Origin of the sequence: Pseudomonas sp. FSL R10-1339, from assembly GCF_009600545.1 — a bacterium.
Lineage (GTDB): Bacteria > Pseudomonadota > Gammaproteobacteria > Pseudomonadales > Pseudomonadaceae > Aquipseudomonas > Aquipseudomonas bubulae.
The window spans coordinates 1-24,367 of record NZ_WIVQ01000014.1; the positions used below are offsets into that span (position 1 = coordinate 1).

Sequence of the window (24,367 nt, forward strand, 5' to 3'; positions counted from 1 at the left end):
CGTCACCCGTTTCAGCTCGGCCCGTAGACGACGAACCTCAGCGCTCTGATCATCCTCCTCAACGCGCTGTTCCTGGGACTTGGTGTAGCGCTTAACCCAGGCATAGAGGCTGTGCACGGACACACCCAATCGTGCAGCCACCTCCGAGACAGGAAGCTTCTTTTCGGTCGCTTGTTTGACCGCCTGGATTTTGAATTCTTCGGGATATCGCTGGTTGCTCATGGCACCTCCTAATGGGCCTCATTTTAAGGCTTGGAGATGTCTACGAAACTAGGGGCGATTCAACCCGGGCCATTTCTCATCGCCAAGCCCTGTTGCAGGTAACGATCAAACTGAGAGGGCTTGTCCAGTTTCCTGCGGGAGATCACATCAGAACTAATCCGGGCTGCAAACGGACCGTAACGCCTCTCTATCCACTGAACAACCTCAACAGGGACATAACCATTGGCGTCTCGATGCTGTAGCAGTAGGTCTTGAGCATTTTGGCGTTTGCCTTCAAAGCGCTCCCAAAAAGCAGGTGCCATGTTGAGCCCCAGCACAACTCGCTTCTTAGCATTGGCCTGTGCTTGACTTTCAAACCTAAAACTTTCTTCGCCCTGGGTGTTTATTTCACTGTGGGAGCTTTGTTCGTTCAGGCACTGGTTCAAAATACCCATGTACTCATTGACCTCCATAACCATCCACCCGGAATAGAGATGTATCTGGCTCAAGACTTCTTTCAGATAATCCTTGCCCATGGCCTCTTGGATATCCTGTGCAATACAGGTAGTGATCCGGGCGATGGCTGCACAGGTCACGATGCCATCCTGGAGACGTTGCTCGACTGGCTGTCCAACGGATGCTTGCGCGAGGAAGGACTCCTCAAGATTTTTTACCAGCGCTGGCAGTGATGGCAGGTGCCTGCCGGCCTTCCAGCTTCTTGCAGCTCTTTCATTACGTTCGTACAGGCCTGACTCGTCTTTTACCCCGACAGGATCATGGAACGAAGCAAGGCTACAACCGCATGATGCATAGGCCCAAGCCATTACCTTGCTGAGAGGCGTTGAGTTTTCTCCATCGATGCCTGATGGCAGATACCAACACGGCTCCTGAGGCTGTGGAGCAGCATAGATATAACCTTGCAATAAAACCCAGGTGCGAGCTGCAGATCGAACGGCTATTTCGATGGCATAGGTCGTCAGAAAGTAACGCGCTGTATCGCTCTTCGTCATGAACGTGCCCATTTGCTTGATCATGGAGGCGTAAGACGCATAAAGCTCATTAAGCAGCTCACGGATTTGATTGGCCCGAAATGGACAGCGAACGTAGCGACCCAGCGAGTTCGTCAGCAGCTGTGCAATATCACCCAAAGCACTTTGCAAATGGCAGTCTTCCTTTGCCAGTCGCTGCATGCGCTTTTGATAAGTCTTGGCCATACCTTGATCGAACTCAGTTAGATCATGACGATCATGGGCTTTGCGGGGCATAACACCGGAAGCCGCTACCGCGTACTTTACGACCTCGCCCAAGGTAGGTGATGTGTATTGTCTTTCCATAGTCTTTCCCCCTCAAAGCCCGTGTCGCTTACTGCTGGTTAGGATTCAGGTGTTTGCCCCGGTTGCCGTGGACCTGGGAGTTAGTGTTGTTCGAACCGCTGGTACCTCCGTTGGAGTTCAACGAATCAGAACGGTGATTGTTTTGAGCGCGTTGCTGGGGGGACGGCTGCGCACCGGTTGGTTTCTTCGACATGGTCTTACTCCTGAATGTGGAGAGCCAAAGTTACTGAGCTTGCTCCATGGGTTGAGCACTCAGGTTACCTAGCAGGCCATTACCGCTCCACGTCGAAACTGGCGACGTGTTTTCTTCAAGACCAAAGTGCCAATCAGGAGAGCAATTGCAGTCACGATATGGTCGATTAAACTCGTCGGCATCGATAACTTAAAGCCTCCAAATCGTTGACTGCGTAGTTGCCTTCGACCAGATCGGCCCGAACGCTATGTACCTTACACACAGCCGTATGGTATCGGAGCTGGGACGACACAGAGTCAGTAGACACGACAACGGATTTGATACATTTCGCGACAAAACCCTTGATCAAGGGAGAGGACAGCATAGTTAGATGCTAGCGCAGGGAGGCTGACTCTGGCGCCCCCAGACTTTTTCAAACTTCAAATACGAAAAAACCGGCTAACGCCGGCTTTCTCCCCCTCCAACCAAATGGTCAAGCCATACCGGTCGTGAGGGTTAGTTGTTGCGTAAATTATTGCGGGATGAAGCGTACAACACAACAAAAAAAGCCTGGATTGAAACTCGTACCAGCCCACAAATAGCACAGTGCCATCACAAAACCCTGCATCCCTTGGTTAAGCTACGGTAACTTACGCATAATAAAGAAACGCTTCACACCCTGACTGGATACAAAACCGAAGGATCGATCATGGCAGCCAGCAGTAACTTCGCCTTTCTCCAAGAGCACGACCCCGTATTCCTGCAGCTTGCGAGCACGGCCGAGCAGGCATTTGCCAGCGATCCAAACACCACGCTGATCAAACTGCGCCAACTCGGCGAAGCCCTGGCTCAAGACTTGGCCAGTCGCTCCGGCATTGTATTTGATACCAACACCAGCCAGTCCGACCTGCTTTACAAGCTCAGCCGTGAGATTCAACTGGATCAAAATATTCACAGTTTGTTTCATACATTACGGATTGAAGGAAATAGAGCCATTCACGGGTTTCGTACCCAACACCGTGAAGCAATGGACGGGCTAAGGGTCGGTCGCGCTTTGGCCATTTGGTATCACCAATCTTTCAGCAATAATGCCAACACCTTCAAGCCTGGTCCTTTCGTCACTCCAAGCGACCCCAGCACCTCGTTACGCGACCTGCAAAACCAGATCGAACAGTTCAAGGCACAACTCAACGAATCCAACCAGCAGTTGGAGAGTAACCAACAGCTCGCTGAGCTGCTCAAGCGTGAGGCAGAGGAATATGCTGTGCTCGCCGGGCAGATGGACGCCGAGGCGCGTAGCCATAAGCAGTTAGCCGCAGAGCACGAAGACGCTCTGCAAAAGATGCGCGCCGAGCATGAAAAAAGCCTCAAAGCACTGCAGCAGCAATTGGCCGCACAGCCGTTGGCTAGTAAGCAGGTGGCCAAAAAAACCCAGCAGGCCAGCAGCAGCTTTGATCTCACGGAAGACCTCACCCGCATTTTGATCGACCAGCAGTTGATCGATGCTGGTTGGGACGCAGATTCCCTGGACCTCACTTACAGCAAAGGCGCACGCCCCGAGAAAGGCAAAAACAAGGCGATCGCCGAGTGGCCTACAAGCAGCCCAAAAGCTTGTGCCGATTACGTGCTGTTCGCCGGACTTACACCCATAGCCATCGTCGAAGCCAAACGTAAACGCATCAATATTGCTGATCGTATTCCACAGGCTGAGCGCTATGCCCGCGAGTTCAAACACTGCGCCGAGCACCTGCAACCTTGGCTGCAAGCTGGCGAAACGCAGCCTTGGAGCGATGGCAAAGGCAGTCACTTCCGCGTGCCCTTTGCATTCGCCTGTAACGGCCGCCCCTTTATCAAACAGCTCGCAGAACAGTCCGGTACCTGGTTCCGCGACCTGCGCAGCCCTGCCAATATCCGCCGGCCGCTTTCGGACTTCCACACGCCAAAGGATCTGCTCGACCTGCTCAAACGTAGCCAGGCGCAAGCTGAGGCCAAGCTAGAAGAAGAGGGTTTTACTTACCTCAAGTTACGTGACTACCAAGAGAAAGCTATCCAGTCCGTAGAGCAAGCACTGGCTAACAGCCAGCGCGACTGCTTGTTGGCCATGGCCACGGGCACAGGTAAAACCCGCACCATCATTGGTCTTATGTACCGCTTCCTCAAGGCTGAACGCTTCAAGCGCATTTTGTTTCTGGTCGACCGCAGTACCCTCGGCCAACAGGCCATTGACTCGTTCAACGACACCACTCTTGAGCAAAACCACACCCTGGGGCAGATCTACGACATCAAAAAACTGGGCGATATGGCTGCAGAAGCGGAAACCCGCGTCCAGGTGGCTACCGTACAAGCGATGGTCAGCCGTATTTTCCGCTCGGACAATCCTCCACCCGTAGGGGAATTCGACTGCATCATCGTCGACGAAGCCCACCGGGGTTACACGCTCGACCAAGAGATGACCGAAGGTGAGCTGACCGTACGAGATCACAGCCAATACCTTTCGCAATACCGTCGCGTACTCGATTATTTCGATGCCTGCCGTATTGGCCTTACGGCCACGCCAGCCAAGCACACCAGCGAAATTTTTGGTAAACCGGTATTTACCTACAGTTATCGGGAGGCCGTTGCCGACGACTGGCTTATCGATCACGAACCACCGATTCGCTATGAAACCCAGCTCACTCAGCACGGTATACATTATGAAAAAGGTGAGTCGGTCAGCGTTATCAACACTCAGACTGGCGAGGTTGATGTAGCGGAGCTGGAAGACGAGCTGACCTTCAATATCGAGTCGTTCAACCGTCGCGTTATCACACCCGCTTTTGACAAGGTCATCTGCGACGAGTTGGCCAATGAGCTGGACCCGTACGGCGAAGAGAAAACACTGATTTTCTGTGTCAACCAAGCCCATGCAGAACGGGTGAAGAACCTGCTTGATGCCGCTTTTAAAGAAGCTTATGGCGAGCGATACAATGAAGCCACAGTGAGCATCATCACGGGCCAAAGCGATAATGTTGAACAACTGATTCGCTGCTACAAGAACGAACCTCACCCCAGTATCGCTATTACCGTGGACTTATTAACCACCGGTATTGATGTGCCGAAAATCTGTAATCTGGTGTTTATGCGCCGCGTTCGCTCGCGCATTCTCTATGAGCAGATGAAAGGCCGTGCTACCCGCCGTTGTGACGAAATTGGCAAAACCGTTTTCCGCATCTATGACCCTGTCGATCTCTACGCCAGCCTGGAAGCGGTCGACACCATGAAACCGCTGGTCAAGAATCCCAACGTCTCCTTGGAGCAGTTGGTCAGTGAACTCAGCAACAGTGCCAGCCACGATGCACCCGGCAGCCAACAAGACAGCAGCCACGCTCACGATGTACTCGACCAACTGAGTCAGCGCGTTATGCGCATTCTGCGCAAGGCTCAGCACAAAGCCGAGAGCAAACCGAGCCTAAAGCAAAAGTTGGATGAGTTGCAGGATAGCTGGGGCGTCGAACCATCAAAACTTCACAGCCATCTGCATACACTCGGTCCGCAGCAAGCCGCTAACTTTGTGAACCAGCACAGCCAACTGATCAACCAACTGGCCAGCGTCAGCGCTCTACTCGGGTCGGAAAATTACCCGATAATTTCCACACACACCGACGAGTTGATGGTTCGCGAGCAAAACTACGGCAAAAACCAGAAACCTGCGGACTACCTTGAAAGCTTTCATGAGTTTATCCACAAACAACTTAACCAGTCTGCAGCCCTTGGCGTCGTGGTTAACCGCCCTAAAGATCTGACGCGTGAGCAACTTCGTGAAGTGCGCTTGCTCCTCGACCAAAATGGCTTCAGCGAGGCCAGCCTGAAAAGCGCCTGGCGCTCCCAAACCAACCAGGAAATAGCCGCCAGCATCATCGGCTATATCCGCCAGGCCGCCATCGGTGAAGCGTTGCTCCCGTTCGAGCAGCGGGTGAACCATGCCATGCAAAAAATCTATGCCATGCAACCTTGGACGCCCGTGCAGCGTCGCTGGCTCGAGCGATTGGCCAAACAGTTGGTACATGAAGTGATCATAGACCCGCAGCAAGTGAATGATGCCTTCAGGAACGATGGCGGCCTCAAAGGGTTGAACCGAAATCTTGGCGGTAACCTGGATCGGGTGCTGGACGCCTTGAATGACAATCTGTGGCAAGCCGCTAGCTAAGCATTGACACGCACTATGCGTAAGCGCTTAGACTGTCCTCAGTCCTAGGACAAAGGACAGTCATTAACCGAGGCTGCGATGAAGAGTCAAGATGTTCTGCTGCTAATCAAATTGATCTGCCTTGAACAGCGTGAGCGCGAGCAGCAAAGGCTCGCAGGCGAAATGACCGAACTGATCAAGCAGGGTGATGCCTATCTATCGGATCAATGGCGTGGTTGGGAGGATTACTCAGAGCAAGACCCTCCAGTCCATAAGGACAGCTATTCCGTTCGTGCTTTACAAGCCTCACTTGGAATTAGCAAAACTGAAATTGCCTACGCACTGAAACGCTGCCAATACATCGGACTATTACGTGTAGACCCCGATACACAGCTGCCTCGGGTCAATAGCAAAGCCTTGCTGGGCTTTATCGAGCATGGCCTGCGCTACGTGTTTCCAGCCAAACCTGCAGAAATGGTCCGGGGCATCCCTACAAGCTTTTCCGCGCCAATGCTGCAGGGCAAACTAATGAGCGGCGGTGACCTTATCCATGTATGGCCAGACGCCTACGGCAATCGCAAGGGTCAATCTGTAACCCCGCTGTTCAAAACAGTACCGGGCGCAGTCAAGAAAGATCATTCCCTGTATGAATACTTGGCCCTTATAGATGCAATTCGACTGGGCAACGCCAGGGAAGCAAATCTGGCCAACAAGATTTTGCGTGAGAAGGTTCTGCAATCATGAGTCGTACACAAAATATTCAGATGCTGGAAGTGGTTGCCCAGGCGCTCGGCCAAGAGCTCTGCCAACAGGTCGCCTTTGTAGGCGGCTGTACCACAGCCTTACTTTTGACCGACGAATTTAGCCGTGAAGAAGTACGTTACACAGATGATGTCGACCTGGTTGTACATTTGACGGGATATGCTGGCTGGCAAAGGTTAGTTGAACAGCTTAGGCAAAAAGGCTTCACACAGTCATCTGAGGATGAGGTGATCTGCCGTATGCGCTTGGGCGAGCTGAAAGTCGACTTCATGCCCGAGGATGCGCAAACCGCCGACCTGTTGGGCTGTAATAACCGCTGGTTCACTGACGGCCTGGCCAGCGCACAATGGCACGAATTACCGAACGGCTGCCGCATTCGCCTGTTCACTCCCCCCTATTTTCTAGGTAGCAAACTAGAAGCCTATGCAGGGCGCGGGGAGCAAAACCCTCTAGGCAGCCAAGACCTTGAGGACATTCTCAATCTGGTGAACGGGCGAGAAGAACTGCTGCAAGAAGTAGACGCCGCCGCGCCAGACCTGCGGACTTATCTTGCCCAAAAGCTGGCAGCTCTAATGGGACATAACGATTTCGGCTACCTGGTACAAGACGCCGCACGTGGCGATGATGAACGTGAGCAGATCATCTGGCAGCGTTTGCGCCATATCGCTCAGGTAGCCGACTAAATGCGAGCATCCCTGCAATGGCAGTCCCAGCCCGGCACCTTCACAACCGACAACCGGGATGCCTTCGCCCATGTCGAGTTAGCCAATGCCAGCCTTTACCTGGTCGCCGACGGCAGCAGCAGCTACCCGCTGAGTGGTGAACTGGCCAATGCCTTGCTGGCAAAGCTGGTAGCGGATTTCACCCTCGCACAGACACAAGAGTTGAACGCCGAGCAAACAGCCGAGGCGTTATTGCATATAATCGCCACCAGCCAGCAGGTGCTGCGTGATGGATACCCTCGCGCTGCTTGCAGTTACTTGGTGCTATGCCTACACAACGATGCTGCATTCAGCATTCACGAAGGCGACTGTTGCCTTGGCCTGATTGAGCCAACCGCCAGTATCCATTGGTTGAGTAGCGTGCATTGTTTCGCTAATTGGCAAGGCACCCTCACACATGCAGAGATTGCCCAGGACACATCACGCCACCACCTGACTCGCTGCTTCAGCGCCAGACGCCCTAGTAAACCTGAGATCAAACACTGGCCTACTGCTCCAAACCAACGTTGGCTACTGGCCAGCGACGGCTTCTGGGCCTGTCTGAGCCACCCGGAACAACTGACTTTTTTGCGCACCGGTAATCTGCTCGCACCGCCCACGGATGACGACATCAGTTGCCTGAGCGTTACAACACCCCCTATTAGATGAGCCGAACCCCTCCACGGTTCGACTCACAACCTGATCAAATTAGAGTGCTACCCATGACCAACTCCGACATCGTCCAGAAACTCTGGAACCTTTGCGACGTACTGCGCGACGATGGCATCAACTACAGCGACTACGTCACCGAGCTGGTACTGCTGCTGTTTATCAAAATGGAATACGAGCAAGTACAGAACAACGACAACTTCACCCACAAGTTGCCCGAAGGCGCGCGCTGGCCTGATCTGGCGGGCAAATCCGGCCTTAACCTGCTCGACTACTACCGGCAGATGCTGCTGGATCTGGGCAAGAACAGTGACCCGCTGATAGCCGCCATTTATACCGACGCGCAAACGCGCATGAAGGAACCGCGCCATCTGGAGCAACTGATCAAGAGCCTGGACGGTATCGACTGGTTCAGCGCTCGCCGTGATGGCCTGGGCGATCTTTACGAAGGCCTGCTGGAAAAGAACGCCAGCGAAACCAAATCCGGTGCAGGGCAGTACTTCACTCCGCGCCCGTTGATCGACAGCATCATCAACTGCATCAAGCCCCTGCCGGGTGAGACCATTCAGGATCCTGCTGCGGGTACCGCTGGTTTCTTGATTGCCGCCGACGCCTATATCAAGAGCAAGACCGACGACCACTACGATCTCGATGCCAAGGCCCGGTCCTTTCAGCGTAACCGTGCCTTTGTGGGCATTGAATTGGTGCCCGGCACCCGTCGCCTGGCGCTTATGAACACCCTGCTGCACGGCATGGAAGGTGATGAAGAAGGCGTGGTGCATTTGGGCAACGCCCTCGGCCAAACTGGAGCCAGCCTGCCCAAGGTTGACGTAATTCTCTCCAACCCGCCGTTCGGTACAGCCAAAGGCGGCGGAGGCCCTACCCGTGATGACCTGACTTACAAAACCAGCAACAAGCAGTTGGCCTTCCTGCAACATATTTACCGTGGCCTGAAACCCGGCGGCCGAGCTGCTGTGGTACTGCCAGACAACGTATTGTTCGAAGCCGGCGTCGGCACCGATGTGCGTCGCGACCTGATGGAAAAGTGCAACCTGCATACCATTCTGCGACTGCCAACAGGCATCTTCTACGCACAGGGCGTAAAGACCAACGTGCTGTTCTTTCAAAAAGGTACAGCCGATAACCCGCGCCAGGAGCATGGCTGCACACAGCGCACATGGATCTACGACCTGCGCAGCAATATGCCCAGCTTTGGCAAACGCACACCGTTTGGGACACAACACCTCAAGCCTTTTGAGGACGCCTTCGGCGAGGATGCCAACGGCAATAGCCCGCGTGCCGAGAATGTTGAAGGTATCGGAGAAGCAAGCCGCTTCCGTGTATTCACCCGCGATTACATCAGCAACGAACGCGGTGATTCGCTGGATATCAGTTGGCTCAAGGATGCTGGCAGCCTAGATGCCGCAGACCTACCTTCGCCGGAAGTACTGGCTGGAGAGTCTATGGCCGAACTGATCGAGGCACTGCATGAGCTCGAAGAGTTGATGAAGGCGTTGGGGGCCGGGGATGAGGTTGAAGCACAGAGGCGGTTGATGGCTGAGGTGATGGGATTGGCGGTGATTGAGGGTGCAGGCAATGAGTGAGTTGCCAAATGGTTGGACTGAAACAACTTTAGGTGAGGTCGCGAACTGGGGTTCAGGGGGCACTCCATCTCGCAGTGAATCGAGCTTTTATGGCGGAAAAATCCCGTGGATAAAAAGTGGGGAACTTAATGGCCGATTTGTAACGACAGCCGAAGAGTACATTACAGAAGCAGCACTCGAAGGCTCTAGTGCAAAGTTATTCCCTGCTGGTTCCGTTGCTATAGCTATGTACGGAGCAACGATTGGTAAAACAGCAATCCTTGGTATCGATGCAGCAACAAATCAAGCCTGTGCAGTTGGAGCGCCAATAGAAGGTCTTATTGGAAAGGAACTTCTGTATCGACTTCTGCAAAATGAAAAGAATGCTTTCATTGAGAAAGGTAAAGGGGGCGCGCAGCCAAATATATCGCAGGCTGTTATCAAGGCTCATTTAATAGGGCTCCCACCACTCGCTGAACAAGCTCGTATCGTGCAAAAACTCGATGAACTACTGACACAGGTCGACATCCTCAAAGCTCGCATCGATGCCATCCCCGCCTTGCTCAAACGCTTCCGCCAATCCATCCTAACCGCAGCCATTTCCGGAAAATTGACGAAAGATTGGCGCACCCAAACCATATCAAATGAAATGGATGATAAAAAAACAGGGGCTGAGCTATTAGCTTCCATCCACACTAGAAAGCAGCAGTGGGCATTAGAACACTCAGACCACAACGAAAGTCGGCGAGTTCTAAAACGATTAACAGCTGATATAAAGCTGTTACATATTCCTAAAATACCAAAAAATTGGATCTCGGCTCAACTCGAAGACGCAGTCCTAATGATTGTTGACTGTCACAACAAAACTGCACCTTACTCCGAGTCTGGTATTCCGCTCGTAAGAACGCCAAACATACGTAACGGTAAATTTGTGTGGGCCGAGCTAAAATTTATTGATGAGCCCACCTACTTACAATGGTCTCGAAGATGCCCGCCCGAAACTGGCGACATCATTTTCACGAGGGAAGCACCGATGGGAGAGGCTGCAATTATTCCAAAAGATACCCGTCTTTGCCTAGGACAAAGAACGATGTTGATTCGCCCATTAGCAGACGCTATTTCTGCAGAGTACTTGCTCTATGTATTAATGGATCCAGCCTTCAGAGCCAGATCTGAAGATACTGCAGTCGGCACAGGTGTGAGGCACCTCAGAGTTGGCGACGTAAGTAATCTGCTTATTCCAGTTCCTCCAACCGATGAGCAAAACGAAATCGTCCGCCGCGTTGAACAACTCTTTGCCTTCGCAGATAACCTGGAAGCAAATGTCGCCTCGGCCAAAAACCGTATCGATCACCTGACCCAAAGCATCCTGGCCAAAGCCTTCCGTGGTGAACTGGTGCCGCAAGACCCCAACGACGAACCAGCCAGCGTGTTGCTGGAGCGCATCAAGGCCCAGCGTGCCGCCGCGCCAAAAGCCAAACGCAGTCGCAAAACATCGGCCTGAACCTAGACGATCGAACAGGAAGTCATTTATGCCCATCCCGGATTTTCAGAGCGTTATGCGGCCGATATTGGCTACCGTTGCCGACGGCACTCCGATTCCGTTGAGCGATTTGCGCGAACGCATCGCCAATGAGTTTCAGCTCAGCGAAGAAGAGCGCAGCGAGCGCCTGCCTTCCGGGAAGCAGACGGTGATTAACAACCGCGTCGGTTGGGCACGCACCTACTTGAACAAAGCCGGACTGCTGAGCATTCCGGCAAAGGGTATGGTGCAAATTACCGAGCGCGGACGAGAGGCTCTGAATAACGGTCCGGCACGCATTACCGTAAGTTGGCTCAAGCAATATCCGGAGTTCGCCGCGTTTCATTCCACAAATCCTGCCGACAGTACTACCCCCACCCAGCAGAGCGAACCGGTCGAGCAAGCTACCCCCGATGAGCAGTTGGCAGCAGCACACCAGGCGCTGACGCAATCAATGGCCGATGATCTGCTGGCTCAGGTGCGGGCCGCCTCGCCGACCTTTTTCGAGCAACTGGTGGTCGACCTGATGATCGCCATGGGCTACGGCGGCTCACGCAAGGAAGCAGGGCGCGCAACGCAACAAACCAACGATGACGGCATCGACGGAATTATCAAGGAAGACAAGCTCGGCCTGGACGTGATCTACCTGCAAGCCAAGCGCTGGACTAATACCGTGCACCGTCCGGAGATCGACAAGTTCATCGGCGCTCTGACCCGCCAACGCGCCCGCAAGGGCGTATTCATTACCACCTCTGACTTTTCCAGCGGTGCCCGCGATGCCGCATTGGGCCTGGATATAAAAGTAGTGCTGATTGATGGCCCTGAGTTGGCCCGCCTGATGGTCGAAAACAACCTGGGCTGCAACGTGAAGCTGATTTATGAAGTAAAACAGCTTGATAGCGACTACTTCATCGAAGACTAAGGGCTTCATACTTCGAACGGGCCGGCACTCGCTCCCTCAAGCCGGGTTAAGGCCCACGGCAAACATGAAAACCATAACCCCTCAATAACAGTTTTCCTGCTGCACCCGTCATTCCTTTCCTGTTTCCTGCACCTGAGCCCACTTCAGGTACAGCGCCATGTATGCACGTCACGCCCGCACCCACCGATCATTCTTATGGATGCTGTCTCTTGTCGTGCTCTCCAGCGCTAATCTCACCCAAGCTGATACTTGGGTTTTCACTGATACCGCAAACCCCGTAACAGCGCCGTCTACAGCTCGAGTTATTCTGCTGGACCAACAACACCACCTCGAAACCGAACTATCCCGCGCCCTCCCCCCAGATCCGCAACAGGCTGCCGCAATCATCCACGCCCGCCTTAACAGCCCCTCCGGCAAACGCTTGCAATCCGACCTCGCCAAAGCCCAGCAAGCTCTAACCGATGCCTGGAGCATGGGTATCGAGAAGATCCCGGCCGTGGTCGTTGATAGACGTTATGTGGTCTATGGCGAACCGGATGTGGCCAAGGCCCTGGAGCTGATCAACCGCGCCAGGAGCCAGCCGCAATGAGCCGCCACCTGCTGCGCCCCGTCTCGCTGGCCCTTATCTGCAGCCTGCCCTTCAGCGCATCCGCATCAATCAACTCGGCCAGCATTATTGCCTCCTCGCTCTCGCCACAGTGCCTTGAGTACAAGGTGGTCGGCATCTGCTACTGGCTGCTGTGCACGGCCTTCGGCTGCAAGGTGAGGACTTCGACCAAGGTTCGCCACTACATACCGGACGCGGTGGTGTCGGCGTATTCCAATACAGGAGCGAATCCGTGGGCCGAGCTGTCGGTACTCGGTACGCCTACCCCACTGTCTCAGGCAGGCAATGACGCGACCACCAACCATATCGGCGAAAACGCGGCGCTGAAGTTCAAGGAAGCAGATGTGATTGGCCACCCGGGCGGTGCCACATTCAGTCAGTTTGCCAGTGCTTCGGGGTATGCCTGTCAGGGCGCGACACTGCCTCTGGTGCCCTACTTCGTCAGCACGCTTGATCCGATAGCCTGGCGATATGGCATCCCCGAAACCGTTTACCCCGAAGCATTGATACCCGGGCGGCGAGAGGTCGGCAGCATGGCCACTGCGGATTTGTGGGGCAATGTGTATCCGCGCAGTGGTTTTTTGCATCAGTCGGACGACTACAAAACCGGAGCTGTGATCGCTCAGCGGGCAGGTGATATCACCACGCGCTCCGGGCAGATCCACGTTTACTTACCCATGCAGGCCAAGGCCAAGGATGGGTATTGGCCTGCTGGCGAGCTGGTTGAGGGCGACGCCAAGACCGGTAAATGGCAAGAACTGACACCACGCACGAGCCAGTCCTGCGCTGTTTTTCCCAATAGGGAAGCTCAGATTCAGGCAGAGGACGGTGGCTATGCCTGGGCACTGTGGCGGCCTTATTCGTGCTGCCAGCGGCGCGGTCAAACTTTTCTCGGCAGCACGGACTTCCAACAATGAGCAGATTAAAGCTGACAGCAACTGGGCTTGGGTTGTTGTGCGCGTTGGTCAGTGCAGCGATTTTTTCCGCTGATCCCATTGGCGCCTCTTCCTCCGGCAGTGTGATCGGTGACGATGTGCTTTACAGCATCGGCGGCGGCAGCGCGGTGACGATGGGCAGTGCCGGGAATATGGACAGCATCGAAGTGGGCGGCGGCTGGAACAGCAATCTGGTCTGCGGAAACATGAGCCTAAGTAACACGCTGGAAAATCAGTTGAACGGGGCAACTGCTGGTTTCCAAAACATCATGACTTCAGTAGTGCAGAACGCCACTGGTGCGGTGGCCTCACTGCCCGCCTTGATCCTTCAACGTGCAAACCCGGCCCTCTACAACTTGATTACCAATGGCATTCTGCAGGCCCGCCTGGACTTTGACCGCTCCAAAAGTACCTGCCGCGCCATCGGCGACAGGATGGCCGATATCGCAGGCAACCAAATGGGCTGGGGCAAGCTTGCCGAAGGCCAGGCTATGAGCAAGACCTTGCAGTCCAATACGGACGCCGTATCTGCAGTCGAACAAGTCGAAAAGAAAGGCGGCAATGATGGCGTGACCTGGGTCGGTGGTGATCGCGCAGGAGGCTCCGGGCAAAAGCCGATTCGCATCGTGGGGGATGTCACCAGGGCCGGGTACAACCTGCTGAACAAACGCGCAGCCAATGACTCGTCCTCGATCAACAAGGACATCTGCGGCAATGGACTGGTGTGCAATGTTTGGTCTTCCCCTCAGGAAGCCAGCACTTTCGCCAACCGTGTATTGGGGGAGCAGCAGCAACAGACCTGTGACAACTGTCCAAAAACGGTCACTGCCGCAGGCGTGGGCCTGACACCTCTTATCCAGGAAACCTACGATATCAAGTTAAAGGCCCTGCAAGAGCTGCTGACAGGCAGCAAAGCGTTGTCAGTGGACAATCTAAATGCTGCCAGTAGCCATTCATTGCCGATCACGCGGGGCGTGGTGGCGGCACTGAAAGATGAACGTGATCAGGATGTGCTTGCCCGTCGATTGGCCTCGGAAGTCGCTTTATCCGATGTGCTGGAGAAGGCGTTAGTTTTGCAACGCACGCTACTGGCTGGCAGCCGCGAACCCAATGTAGCGGCCAATGATCTGGCCCTGCAGGCCGTCAATTTGCAGAGTTCGTCGCTGCAGCAGGAAATTGGCAACCTCAAGATCGAGCTGGATATGCGCCAGCAACTCGCGAAGAACTCGCCCATGGCCATCATTGAGCGCAGTAAAGCCCGGGCTGAAAACTCTCGCGGGGTGTTTCAGGGAGACCCTGAGTCTGGCCGCCTGAACCAGTTGCAGTCGCCAGCCAAAAGCAACCAGTGAGGCATAGACCATGAACCGGCGAATCGGGCACAGCATCCTCATCGGGCTTGGCGTTTTTCTCGCTGTCTTCGTCCTCGCAGTGTCGATGAGTGCCGCCTTGCTGCGCCTGTTCGACAGCGTCCAGCAGTGGCAACAATGGCGGCCAGATTATTACTGGCCGCTCCTCGCTTGGCGTTTGCTGCTCTACGCCGCACTGTCTGTTGGCTGGCTAAAGCTCAAGGCTCGTCTGTGCAAACTACAGCGCCTGAACAGTCGCGGCCGCTTGTTGAAAATCGAAATATTGTTCGTCTTTTTGGTACTGCTTATCGAACTGAGCAAAGTACTGTTTCAGAACGGGGGTACGCAGTGACCCTCTACACCAATGATTACCTCGAGTACTACCTGACCCTGGTCGGCTGGCTAATCAACAACGGCATTTGGGCGATGATCCAGGATAGCGGGTTGTTTGCCCTGCCCTTCTGCATCATCGTTGTTCGCGAATGGGGGAAGGTACGCGGAGAAGGTGCTGACGAGGGCAACAAGGGCGTGCTCTCGCTGGCACGGATCGAGACCAGCATCTATATCGGTTATGTGGTCGTAGCGCTATGTGGAGTCCCGGCAGTCAATGTGAGCTTCGACACCCTGGCATTTGACCAAAGCAGGGCTCAGCAGTGCCAATACAACCTGCCTGCTCCGGGAGATACTGGCTGGAACACCTCATTCAGTTCACTGGCGGGCAAAAGCGCTCAAATGCCGGTGTGGTGGGCCTTTATGCATGCACTGTCCAAGGCCGTGACTAGTGGCTCGGTGGCTGCAATCCCCTGTGGAACCGACCTGCGGCAGATGCGGATGGCGATCGATCAAACGCGAATTAACAACCCGTTGCTGGCCCAGGAAGTGGCTGACTTTACTCACGACTGCTACGGACCTTCGCGCGCACGGTTGTTTATGCGCAGTCCTGACGTGGTGGCTGGAAACAACAAAACAGATGCCCTCTCTGACCTGAGCTGGATTGGATCGCGCTACCTGCTCAATACAGCAGGCTATTACGACACCGACTATTCCAGAACCCCCAGAGCCTTGTGGCCCTATAACCCGGCACGCGACGTTGGCTTACCCATGGTCACTGGTGGTGGCGGGTATCCGACATGCAAACAATGGTGGAGCGACGGCGGTACAGGACTGAGTGAGCGTCTGCAGAAGCAGATCGACCCCGATGTACTGACTCGATTCTTGGGATGGGCCAAGTGGCTGTCCGCAGAGCAGGTCAACGAATCCCTCGTTCGACAATTAGTCTCCCCTTCAAATCAAGTGCAAGGCGATGTGTACACAGACTACGGCGGGCAGATTGGCGGAACGGTTTGGAATGGACTGGCCCGGGCAACCGGCACATTCGGGGTCGCGATTGGCTCTTTGGGCTACTTCCCTGCAATGGATATGGTTCGCCAGGCGTTACCCATGGTTATGGCATTTTTGAAGATGGCCATGGTGATTTGCATTCCACTGGTGCTGGTTGTCGGCGCCTATCAACTCAAAGTGGCCATGACGATGTCCGTGGTTTTCTTTGCGCTGATCTTTATCGACTTCTGGTTTCAGCTCGCACGATGGATCGATAGCAGCATTTTGGATGCGCTTTATGGCTCTGGGTCGCCACATCTGAGCTTTGATCCGGTCATGGGGCTGAATACCGCCACTCAAGACGCCATTCTGAATTTCGTAATGGGGGCAATGTTTATCATTCTTCCCATGTTCTGGATGGGGGCATTGGGCTGGGCAGGCATCAGCGCAGGCAAAGTTCTTGAAGGACTCTCCAGTGGAACGCAGGCTGTTCGAGGAGCCGGAGAGAAAGGAGGTCAAGTTGCAGAAGGAGGGGTCAAAACAATGGGGAGCAGCATGGTGAAATAGCTAGAAAAACCAATACAAGAGTATTCGATTATCTCTTTCTGCGCTCATCTTCACCGCGCCATAAGCTGCCTGATACATTGGTATCCCAAAGGCTTGTATCGTCTGAAGAGGATGAAGCGACAGCATCATTATGACCATCGCTCTTATCTGATCCGCTAGATTTGGCCAGCATCGATGCTACCAATACTGAAACAAGCAGGATCACCACCACACTCAAAATTCCGCTACCAAAATATGTAAGGAATGCCGCAATCAGCCCGGTAAAAACGACTCTTTTGGCCCATCGCAGAGCTGGGCTCTCGTCAACAATGAAGAAACGCACAACCCGACCAAGGCCAAAGCCCAATCGACGTGCAAGCCCATGCGCTGTATTAATGACCATGCTAAATATCCTTTGAAACCCTTTCTGAAATCACCTATACGCCAAGAATAATGCTTTTGTAAACCGATTGGCATAATATGCCAATAACACCCTCTGACACCTGGAGCATCTCATGGCCACTCGAAATGTAGTGCTTACTGACCACCTGGAACAAGTCGTAAATGACCTGGTTGTGTCCGGCCGATATCAGAATGCCAGCGAAGTCCTGCGCGAAGGTCTGCGCCTCCTTGAAAAGCGTGAAGCTGAAGAATCCGCCAAACTCGAGGCACTCCGCAAGGCCACTTCGCTAGGCATGATGAGCCTGGAAGATGGCCGTTTTACAGAAGTCCGAGGTGAAGACCTGGGTCAGTTTATTTCAGACCTGGGCGAGCAAGCTTCACTCCCGACCTCTGAGAGTCATTGAGCATGGCGCAGTACCGAATTTCCGCTCCCGCTCAATCAGATATCGTGGATATCCTGCGGCACTCCCAAACACAGTTCGGCACCACTGCCCGGCTGCGTTACCAAGAACTGATCATCACTGCTCTGGAAGATATTGCAGCCGTACCCAACCGGATCGGCAGCAGCTTTCGAGACGAAATCGCACCGGGCCTCAAGAGTTTTCACCTGTACCACTCACGAAAGCGCGCAGCTACATCCAAGGGTTTAGTCCAACGACCCCGGCACATCATTTTCTATCGCCTTGCGCAAGACCAAGTTATCGAGATCGTTCGACTTCTACACGATGCCATGGAAGTCAGACTGCACCTGCCCGAAGACTGAACCAACAAATGGCTAAAAGGGAAATGGCTCGATAGAAGCCAATGGAAGGGAGCACAAGGGTAAAAGCCTTACCCGAAAGGGCTTGCTGCGCAAAAGGCCTGTCCCTGCAATAGCTTAGGCCATCACTGTCACCAACTACCGACCATTCAGCCGTCACGCACACAACTGACAGACAACGAATAAACGACGGCACCTACATGGCTAAGAGACCCATCCGATTTCCAAGCTTTTTTATAGGCCCCAAAATCACTCCGACTTCATGGACGTGATGGCATATTGCCTTTTTAAATAGGATGAGCAGCGGGTGTTATTTTCCCGTTGAATGGACCCATCTGATAGAGGAAAAGCCCGCCCCATGATTCTTATGTGGAGCTGGCCATGTTTAGTTTATTTCGCCGTAGCAAAACACTTCCTAACCAAGCACCGCCCCCAAACGGTTTTTTACAACCTGCTTGCGGCCAAATGCTTCTGGCCACACCACGACGGCAAAAAATGCTGGAGCACATCTGGCAACGGGCATCGTTATCCCGCGCACAATTTACGCGCTTGTACCGGGACCCAATAGCTCGCTACGCCGAATTGGTTCAGCTACTCCCAGCCTCACAGAACCACCACCATGCACATCTTGGCGGGATGCTGGATCATGGTCTGGAAATCGTCGCTTATGCCTTGAAAATCCGCCAGACCTACCTGCTTCCCATCGGCGCGCCTCCAGAATCGCAATCGGCTCAAGCCGAGGCTTGGACCGCAGCGGCAGCTTATGCCGCACTGATACATGATCTCGGCAAGATTGCTGTCGATGTTTACGTCGAGCTGGAAGATGGGCAAATCTGGCACCCTTGGCACGGCCCCATCAATCGCGCCTATCGCTTCCGCTATGTGGACGGGCGTAACTACCAGCTTCATGGTGCAGCTGCAGCGCTGATTTATACGCAGGTACTGACCCCGGAGATTCTGGATTGGCTTAGTGGCTTTTCTGAGCTGTGGACGCAGTTGATCTTTATTCTGGCTGGCCACTACGAGCACGCTGGAACTCTCGGTGAAATTGTCGTCAAGGCCGACCAGGCATCTGTCGCCCAAGCGTTGGGCGGCAATCCGTTACGTGCATTGTCTGAGCCCAAGCAGTCTTTGCAGCGACAACTGGCTGATGGTTTGCGCTACCTGGTTCGCGACACTCTCAGACTGAATCAAGCAGATGGGCCGGCAGATGGGTGGCTGACACACGATGCACTCTGGCTCGTCAGCAAACCTATTGCAGATCAGCTTCGAGCCTACTTGCTGACTCAAGGCGTAGAAGGCATACCCAGCTCCAATGCGACCTTCTTCAACATGCTGCAAGATCAGGGTGTTATTCAAACCAATGCCCAGAACAAGGCGATCTGGAAGGCTACGATCGATAACGGCCGCGGTTGGCGAAATACCTTTACGTTGCTCAGGCTCTCTCCTGCCCTAATCTGGACCGACGCGAACGATCGTCCCGCTGCTTACTCGGGAACGGTACAGGTCGACGAATCAGGCACCCCCGATGCCCAGAGCCTCCCCTCTACTTTGCAACAACCACCGCAGGTGGATTCAGCAACCCCATTTGCAGCAACTACAAATGCTTTGTTCGAGCACCTCCCCCCATCCAGCAGCGACCCCGCCGAGGTTGAAGCATTGATGGCGCTTCTAGACAACATCAAAGCCCCGCTGGAATCTCGCCCAGATACAAGCCCCAGTCAGCCAGAGACGCCGCTGGCCGATGCAGGAAATGAGGACGTGACAGAAACCCTAACCGCACCTCCCCGTCAGAAAATCGAACTGGGCCAGGGGTTTGTTGATTGGCTCAAGGAGGGGATCGCTTCCCGGCGAATCATCATCAATGACACCAAAGCACTGGTGCATACCGTAGCGGGGACTGCAATGCTGGTGACACCCGGAATTTTCAAAAGGTTTGTACTGGAGTTTCCTGCCCTTGAAGCCCAGGCGAAAGCCCAGGAGTTGAATGCATGGCAACTGGTGCAGCGCAGCTTTGAGAAACTGAAACTGCATCGCAAAACAGCAAAAAGCCTCAACATCTGGACATGTAATGTGGCTGGGCCACGCAGCACCATAAAGCTACGCGGCTACCTGCTGCAAGACCCACTGACTGTGTTCAATGAAGTCCCATTCGACAATGTGAGCCTGAGTCTTGTCGTCGAATCAGCCGAGGGCTCCAAATGAACACCCCGCTGGAATTGACTCAGGACTACATTTTTACCCATGACCTTCGAGAAGCCAGCGGGAAGATCTACCTGGCCTCAACCCGCGCGCTGCTCAGGCATTTTGGTCACAGCGTATCCGTCAAAGATATTGACCACCGCTCAATATTGGGATGGCGCAGAAAAGTATTGGCAGAAGGACTTACCAAACAAAGCTGGAACACCTATTCAAACCACCTGCGCAGCATATGGGGATATGCCATTGAACAAGGCACCTTGACTCATTGCGCAATCAATCCGTTCAAGAAAACCACGGTCAACCCACCGAGAAGAGCCAGTAAAACGATTGACCGTAACGCGATACGGACTGCGCGCGAATGGCTAAAGTCACTGGTGATCGAAGAGCACAGCACAAATGAACGCAGCAAAATAACGCCCGCCTGGTTCTGGCTCACCGTGTACGAGATGTTTTATTACTCGGGGATTCGTATCAATGCGCTACTGAATTTGCGGTACCGGGACATCGATTGGGGCAATCGCCTGATTCAAGTACAGGCTGATACAGAAAAAACCCACCGTGAATTTTTCATACCCATTCCAGTTGGCCTGGAGCCCCATATTCGCAGGCTGCTAGATGCCGCCGATGAAATTGGTTTCGGACCGAATGACCAGATTTTCAACGTCAACAGGTTTTCCAGCCACTACCGATCAAAGGTCATGAATATTGACCAGGTCGAAGGAATGTATCGCAAGCTTATTGAAAAAATGGGCGTTCGAATGACCCCTCACCGGTTCAGGCATACGCTGGCTACAGACCTGATGCGCCAACCGGAACGAAATATCCACCTGACCAAAAGCCTGCTCAATCATTCGAATATTGCTACGACCCTGTCCTACATTGAGACCGATTACGATCATATGAGAACCGTGCTGCACGAACGCAGCCTGATTCAGGGGGCGGTCGCTCTCGAGCGACGTGTGGACGAACAGAGGCCTATGGCCACTTTGGTGGAATTGCCTGCAGCGGTTGCCGAGCTAGAACCCGCTCAGGACTGCCCACCCCCATGTGAAGCCACGCTAACTGCTTTCACGCAGGTCAAGAAAGTAGAAAAAATCCAAGCAGCGTCTCCGCCGCCGCTATTACCAGCCGAACCCTCATCGACATCAAAGCTGCTGACTCAGGTCACCAGCCTGGCTTCCGAGCGATACACACTTGAACAGACAATTCTTCCAGTGGGTACGGGGCTCAGTCATGAGCTGACATGGGATGGACCTGGCACATGGTGGCAAGAACTGGGGCTTCCACCAGCCGCCATGGATGAAGGTACGGAGCCCTCTCTGCTGCTCACCTTGATGATCAGTCAGGTCGGTGGCATGAAGATCCACAATTGGGGCTAGGAAATGCGGAACCAGGATCGTACCAATCGGACTGATGGCAACTAATCCCGGAGAGATATGAGCAGGCTTGTAAGCTCAAGGTAGCGATCATCGGAAACGCTTTTCAGAGCAAAAAGAATGTTCCTGCAACAGAAAAATCCACCTTCCGACAGACATTGCTTAAATCGCTAAAAACAGCCAAGAACTCGACCGCTCCATATTGACATCACCTGAAGTCGAAATTAGTGTTCGATTCAGACGGCTGCATGTCTGTACGTTGGTGAAAGCTCAAACCACCTTCCAGCCCTCGCCCCGCCAAATCCCAGGCACAAAAAAGCCGGTTAATCCTGAGGACTAGACCGGCTGTTTTGGTGTAGCGATATGGTGGGTCGTGTGGGATTCGAACCTACGACCAATTGGTTAAAAGCCAACTGCTCTACCAACTGAGCTAACGACCCGCTTCGTTGTGGGGCGTATAATACTGATTTCTAACGAGAATTCAATACCCGCTCAGAAATAAATCGGAAATAATTCAAAAATAACGGGTTGGGTCGCTAATTCCGGCAGCTGCAAAGCCTTCTGCACGCAAACGGCAACTGTCGCATTTGCCACAGGCACGCCCTTGATTGTCAGCCTGGTAGCAGGAAACAGTCAGCGAATAGTCCACGCCCAGCTTTATACCAGCCTGTACGATTTGTGCCTTGCTCAGGTTTTGCAGAGGCGCCTTGATACTGAATCCCTGCCCCTCTACTCCGGCCTTGGTCGCCAGGTTGGCCATGACTTCAAAGGCCTCGATAAACTCTGGACGGCAGTCCGGGTAACCCGAGTAGTCCACCGCATTGACACCGATAAAAATATCTCGCGCCTGCAGCACTTCTGCCCAACCCAGCGCCAAGGACAGGAACACGGTATTGCGTGCCGGAACATAAGTAACCGGAATGCCTTCACTCGGGGCCTCAGGCACGTCTATGGAGCTGTCGGTCAATGCCGAGCCACCCATGCCGTCCAGGTTCAGGCCGATAACTTTATGCTCAACAGCCCCCAGATCCCGTGCAACACGTGCAGCAGCGTCCAGTTCAGCACGATGGCGCTGACCGTAGTCAAAGCTCATGGTGTAGCAGCTGTAGCCCTCGGCACGAGCCATGGCCACGACGGTTGCCGAGTCGAGGCCACCAGACAGCAGGATCACGGCCCGTTTTTCAGTGACAACAGTTTGTTCAGTCATTTCAGCGCCCCGGCTCGTCATTCCACAGATATTTGTGCAGCTGCATTTGCAAACGTACTGGCAGGTTATCCGCCACGATCCAGTCGGCCAGGTCACGGGCTGACAGGTCATGGTGGCTCGGCGAAAACAGTACTTCGCCTGCACGTCGCTCCAGCCCGTATTCAATCAACTTGGACACTGCCCAGTCATAGTCTTCCCGCGAGCAGATCACAAACTTGACCTGGTCGTTGGGCGTCAACAGGGCGATGTTTTCGTAGAGGTTGCGGTGGGACTCCTTGGAGCCCGGCGTTTTCAAATCCAGCACGCGACTGACGCGCGGATCTACCGCCGAGATATCCAGCGCACCACTGGTCTCGATCGAGACTTCATAGCCCGCATCGCAGAGCTGCTTAAGTAGAGGAATGGCATTGGGCTGGGCCAGCGGCTCGCCGCCTGTCACGCACACATAACGCGGGCGAAAGCCGGCAACCTGCTCAAGGATGTCGTCCAGAGGGCGCACAGTCCCGCCACTGAAGGCATAAGCGCTGTCACAGTAACCGCAGCGCAAAGGGCAACCAGTCAGGCGCACAAAAACGGTGGGCAGGCCAGCCGTCCGCGTTTCACCCTGCAACGAGTAAAAAACTTCGGTAATTCTCAATGTGTCTTGCATATTCGCCACGGGCGTAACAGCTAAACAGGCTGTCCGCCTCCGTCAGGCACTCCAAAAAATCTGCTCGCGCAGGATCCAGAAGAGCGTATTTCATAAAAGGGCGTGGATTCTAACGAAAAAACCCGCGACAGGCGCGGGTTTCTCGATTAAAGCCGGTTATTGCTTACATACGCTGCAAATCGCGTTGCGCCAACTGTGCAGCGGAAGTGCCTGGATACTGGGCCACAACCTGCTGCAGAATGCCTTTTACCTTATCGGTATGGCCCAGGCGACGCTCTACATCAGCAAGCTTGTAGAGCGAGTCCGGCACTTTGGCATGCTTGGGGTACAACTGGCTGACCTTGGAAAAGGCCTGGCCTGCCGCTTGCAAATCACCTTTGGCCAGGTTTACTTCTCCCAACCAGTACTGGGCGTTACCCGCGTACTGACTGTTGGGGTATTTGCGCAGAAAGGCAGTAAATGCCTGGCTGGCCTTGTCGAAGTCCTTGGCTTTGATCAGGTCGAAAGCAGCATCGTAATAGAGCTTCTCTTTCGCCGGATCGCCAGGCTCGGCACTGGCAGCGGCCTGGGAAGCAGGCGCTGCTGTATTACCGGCGGCATTAGCGCCACCAGCAGAAGAATTATCAGGGGCGGCAGCAGGAGCAATGCCAGCACCAATACGCCGATCAAGTTCCTGGTATCGCTCCAGGCTTTCTTGTTTCATGCGCGAAATGTCGTTCTGCAGAACTTCAATCACACCCTGTTGGCGTGCAATCTGTTCCTGCATTTGTTGCAGCTGGTTGAACAGCTCGCCCTGTGCCGAGACAGGGGTCGAAACCCCTCCCCCGGCATAGGCGCCGCTCGCACCATAACCCGGTGACGGATAACTCCCCCCGCTATTGTTATAGCCAGAGTTGTCATCGACCACAGGAACCGCAGCCCATGCCGATAGCGGCAGGAGGCTGAGAGTCAGAATAGTTACAGCACGGCGGCACGTTCGCATGACG

The 24,367-nt window shown here is 54.1% G+C and carries 23 protein-coding genes and 1 tRNA gene; 16 read left to right on the forward strand and 8 right to left on the reverse strand.

All coding sequences use genetic code 11. From position 1 onward, the window contains the following. From GHO03_RS06820 to GHO03_RS25100, 3 genes are all read right to left on the reverse strand, one after another. Positions 1-222 (reverse strand): transposase (locus GHO03_RS06820; RefSeq protein WP_153399411.1); only part of this gene is annotated, 222 nt, incomplete at its 3' end. A gap of 59 nt (positions 223-281) precedes the next feature. Further along, positions 282-1,535, reverse strand: coding sequence for a hypothetical protein (locus GHO03_RS06825; protein ID WP_153399413.1), 1,254 nt, complete (start codon positions 1,533-1,535; stop codon positions 282-284). 28 nt (positions 1,536-1,563) lie between these two features. Next, a complete protein-coding gene (locus tag GHO03_RS25100) occupies positions 1,564-1,728 on the reverse strand; it encodes a hypothetical protein (protein ID WP_178110292.1) in 165 nt (54 codons plus the stop codon). A gap of 688 nt (positions 1,729-2,416) precedes the next feature. Here GHO03_RS25100 and hsdR point away from each other — a divergent pair. The 12 genes from hsdR (at position 2,417) to GHO03_RS06885 (ending at position 16,806) form a co-directional block, all read left to right on the forward strand. Next, positions 2,417-5,893, forward strand: coding sequence for a type I restriction-modification system endonuclease (gene hsdR / locus GHO03_RS06830; RefSeq protein WP_153399415.1), 3,477 nt, complete (start codon positions 2,417-2,419; stop codon positions 5,891-5,893). 78 nt (positions 5,894-5,971) lie between these two features. Continuing rightward, a complete protein-coding gene (locus tag GHO03_RS06835) occupies positions 5,972-6,616 on the forward strand; it encodes a hypothetical protein (protein ID WP_153399417.1) in 645 nt (214 codons plus the stop codon). Next, positions 6,613-7,317 carry a hypothetical protein gene (locus GHO03_RS06840; protein WP_095025883.1) on the forward strand — a complete coding sequence of 235 codons (705 nt, stop codon included), beginning with the start codon at positions 6,613-6,615 and terminating at the stop codon, positions 7,315-7,317. Before GHO03_RS06835 ends, GHO03_RS06840 begins: the two co-directional genes overlap by 4 nt. Next, positions 7,318-8,004, forward strand: coding sequence for a PP2C family serine/threonine-protein phosphatase (locus GHO03_RS06845; RefSeq protein ID WP_153399419.1), 687 nt, complete (start codon positions 7,318-7,320; stop codon positions 8,002-8,004). A 53-nt stretch (positions 8,005-8,057) separates the two neighbouring features. Further along, a complete protein-coding gene (locus GHO03_RS06850; RefSeq protein WP_153399421.1) occupies positions 8,058-9,608 on the forward strand; it encodes an N-6 DNA methylase in 1,551 nt (516 codons plus the stop codon). After that, positions 9,601-11,091 (forward strand): restriction endonuclease subunit S, encoded by a 1,491-nt coding sequence (locus tag GHO03_RS06855; RefSeq protein WP_153399423.1) that lies wholly within the window; start codon positions 9,601-9,603, stop codon positions 11,089-11,091. The genes GHO03_RS06850 and GHO03_RS06855 overlap by 8 nt, the downstream gene beginning before the upstream one ends. Before the next feature lie 28 nt (positions 11,092-11,119). Then, a complete protein-coding gene (locus tag GHO03_RS06860) occupies positions 11,120-12,031 on the forward strand; it encodes a restriction endonuclease (RefSeq protein WP_153399425.1) in 912 nt (303 codons plus the stop codon). Between the two features lie 199 nt (positions 12,032-12,230). Next, a complete protein-coding gene (locus GHO03_RS06865; protein ID WP_153399476.1) occupies positions 12,231-12,620 on the forward strand; it encodes a TIGR03757 family integrating conjugative element protein in 390 nt (129 codons plus the stop codon). Further along, positions 12,617-13,555: a TIGR03756 family integrating conjugative element protein gene (locus GHO03_RS06870; protein WP_153399427.1), complete on the forward strand. Its 939-nt coding sequence runs from the start codon at positions 12,617-12,619 to the stop codon at positions 13,553-13,555. Before GHO03_RS06865 ends, GHO03_RS06870 begins: the two co-directional genes overlap by 4 nt. Further along, on the forward strand, positions 13,552-14,922 hold the full coding sequence (locus GHO03_RS06875) for an integrating conjugative element protein (RefSeq protein WP_153399429.1): 1,371 nt from the start codon (positions 13,552-13,554) through the stop codon (positions 14,920-14,922). The genes GHO03_RS06870 and GHO03_RS06875 overlap by 4 nt, the downstream gene beginning before the upstream one ends. Positions 14,923-14,932: 10 nt before the next feature. Beyond that, a complete protein-coding gene (locus tag GHO03_RS06880) occupies positions 14,933-15,271 on the forward strand; it encodes a hypothetical protein (protein ID WP_153399431.1) in 339 nt (112 codons plus the stop codon). Next, complete coding sequence (locus GHO03_RS06885) at positions 15,268-16,806, forward strand: conjugal transfer protein TraG N-terminal domain-containing protein (RefSeq protein WP_372241713.1); 1,539 nt, start codon at positions 15,268-15,270, stop codon at positions 16,804-16,806. The genes GHO03_RS06880 and GHO03_RS06885 overlap by 4 nt, the downstream gene beginning before the upstream one ends. Before the next feature lie 28 nt (positions 16,807-16,834). Here the strand turns inward: GHO03_RS06885 and GHO03_RS06890 are convergent, their stop codons facing one another. After that, the gene (locus GHO03_RS06890) at positions 16,835-17,188 is read right to left on the reverse strand and encodes a hypothetical protein (protein ID WP_153399433.1); all 354 of its coding nucleotides are present in this window, start codon (positions 17,186-17,188) and stop codon (positions 16,835-16,837) included. Between the two features lie 112 nt (positions 17,189-17,300). On the opposite strand from GHO03_RS06890, the gene GHO03_RS06895 reads away from it, so the two are divergent. The 4 genes from GHO03_RS06895 to xerC all read left to right on the forward strand — a co-directional run bounded on the left by GHO03_RS06895 (position 17,301) and on the right by xerC (position 21,528). Next, on the forward strand, positions 17,301-17,591 hold the full coding sequence (locus tag GHO03_RS06895) for a type II toxin-antitoxin system ParD family antitoxin (RefSeq protein WP_153399436.1): 291 nt from the start codon (positions 17,301-17,303) through the stop codon (positions 17,589-17,591). Between the two features lie 2 nt (positions 17,592-17,593). Beyond that, entirely contained in the window at positions 17,594-17,950 is a 357-nt protein-coding gene (locus GHO03_RS06900) for a type II toxin-antitoxin system RelE/ParE family toxin (protein WP_153399439.1), read from the forward strand. 378 nt (positions 17,951-18,328) lie between these two features. Next, positions 18,329-20,152, forward strand: a complete 1,824-nt coding sequence (gene mobH, locus GHO03_RS06905) for a MobH family relaxase (RefSeq protein WP_153399442.1) — start codon at positions 18,329-18,331, stop codon at positions 20,150-20,152. Then, positions 20,149-21,528 carry a tyrosine recombinase XerC gene (gene xerC, locus GHO03_RS06910; protein ID WP_153399445.1) on the forward strand — a complete coding sequence of 460 codons (1,380 nt, stop codon included), beginning with the start codon at positions 20,149-20,151 and terminating at the stop codon, positions 21,526-21,528. Before mobH ends, xerC begins: the two co-directional genes overlap by 4 nt. A gap of 361 nt (positions 21,529-21,889) precedes the next feature. Here the strand turns inward: xerC and GHO03_RS06915 are convergent. From GHO03_RS06915 to ybgF, 4 genes are all read right to left on the reverse strand, one after another. Next, positions 21,890-21,965, reverse strand: a tRNA-Lys gene (locus tag GHO03_RS06915). A gap of 74 nt (positions 21,966-22,039) precedes the next feature. Then, on the reverse strand, positions 22,040-22,732 hold the full coding sequence (gene queC / locus GHO03_RS06920; RefSeq protein WP_095001772.1) for a 7-cyano-7-deazaguanine synthase QueC: 693 nt from the start codon (positions 22,730-22,732) through the stop codon (positions 22,040-22,042). Position 22,733: 1 nt separating this feature from the next. Continuing rightward, positions 22,734-23,381 carry a 7-carboxy-7-deazaguanine synthase QueE gene (queE, locus tag GHO03_RS06925; protein WP_095001773.1) on the reverse strand — a complete coding sequence of 216 codons (648 nt, stop codon included), beginning with the start codon at positions 23,379-23,381 and terminating at the stop codon, positions 22,734-22,736. 163 nt (positions 23,382-23,544) lie between these two features. Then, positions 23,545-24,363, reverse strand: coding sequence for a tol-pal system protein YbgF (gene ybgF / locus GHO03_RS06930; protein WP_153399447.1), 819 nt, complete (start codon positions 24,361-24,363; stop codon positions 23,545-23,547). Between the last annotated feature and the right edge of the window lie 4 nt (positions 24,364-24,367).

Bases quoted from the DNA above. Each gene is read 5' to 3' on its own strand.
- GHO03_RS06825 (WP_153399413.1), bottom strand. From the start codon at position 1,535: ATGGAAAGACAATACACATCACCTACCTTGGGCGAGGTCGTAAAGTAC.
- GHO03_RS25100 (WP_178110292.1), bottom strand. From the start codon at position 1,728: ATGTCGAAGAAACCAACCGGTGCGCAGCCGTCCCCCCAGCAACGCGCT.
- hsdR (WP_153399415.1), top strand. From the start codon at position 2,417: ATGGCAGCCAGCAGTAACTTCGCCTTTCTCCAAGAGCACGACCCCGTA.
- GHO03_RS06835 (WP_153399417.1), top strand. From the start codon at position 5,972: ATGAAGAGTCAAGATGTTCTGCTGCTAATCAAATTGATCTGCCTTGAA.
- GHO03_RS06840 (WP_095025883.1), top strand. From the start codon at position 6,613: ATGAGTCGTACACAAAATATTCAGATGCTGGAAGTGGTTGCCCAGGCG.
- GHO03_RS06845 (WP_153399419.1), top strand. From the start codon at position 7,318: ATGCGAGCATCCCTGCAATGGCAGTCCCAGCCCGGCACCTTCACAACC.
- GHO03_RS06850 (WP_153399421.1), top strand. From the start codon at position 8,058: ATGACCAACTCCGACATCGTCCAGAAACTCTGGAACCTTTGCGACGTA.
- GHO03_RS06855 (WP_153399423.1), top strand. From the start codon at position 9,601: ATGAGTGAGTTGCCAAATGGTTGGACTGAAACAACTTTAGGTGAGGTC.
- GHO03_RS06860 (WP_153399425.1), top strand. From the start codon at position 11,120: ATGCCCATCCCGGATTTTCAGAGCGTTATGCGGCCGATATTGGCTACC.
- GHO03_RS06865 (WP_153399476.1), top strand. From the start codon at position 12,231: ATGCTGTCTCTTGTCGTGCTCTCCAGCGCTAATCTCACCCAAGCTGAT.
- GHO03_RS06870 (WP_153399427.1), top strand. From the start codon at position 12,617: ATGAGCCGCCACCTGCTGCGCCCCGTCTCGCTGGCCCTTATCTGCAGC.
- GHO03_RS06875 (WP_153399429.1), top strand. From the start codon at position 13,552: ATGAGCAGATTAAAGCTGACAGCAACTGGGCTTGGGTTGTTGTGCGCG.
- GHO03_RS06880 (WP_153399431.1), top strand. From the start codon at position 14,933: ATGAACCGGCGAATCGGGCACAGCATCCTCATCGGGCTTGGCGTTTTT.
- GHO03_RS06890 (WP_153399433.1), bottom strand. From the start codon at position 17,188: ATGGTCATTAATACAGCGCATGGGCTTGCACGTCGATTGGGCTTTGGC.
- GHO03_RS06895 (WP_153399436.1), top strand. From the start codon at position 17,301: ATGGCCACTCGAAATGTAGTGCTTACTGACCACCTGGAACAAGTCGTA.
- GHO03_RS06900 (WP_153399439.1), top strand. From the start codon at position 17,594: ATGGCGCAGTACCGAATTTCCGCTCCCGCTCAATCAGATATCGTGGAT.
- mobH (WP_153399442.1), top strand. From the start codon at position 18,329: ATGTTTAGTTTATTTCGCCGTAGCAAAACACTTCCTAACCAAGCACCG.
- xerC (WP_153399445.1), top strand. From the start codon at position 20,149: ATGAACACCCCGCTGGAATTGACTCAGGACTACATTTTTACCCATGAC.
- queC (WP_095001772.1), bottom strand. From the start codon at position 22,732: ATGACTGAACAAACTGTTGTCACTGAAAAACGGGCCGTGATCCTGCTG.
- queE (WP_095001773.1), bottom strand. From the start codon at position 23,381: ATGCAAGACACATTGAGAATTACCGAAGTTTTTTACTCGTTGCAGGGT.
- ybgF (WP_153399447.1), bottom strand. From the start codon at position 24,363: ATGCGAACGTGCCGCCGTGCTGTAACTATTCTGACTCTCAGCCTCCTG.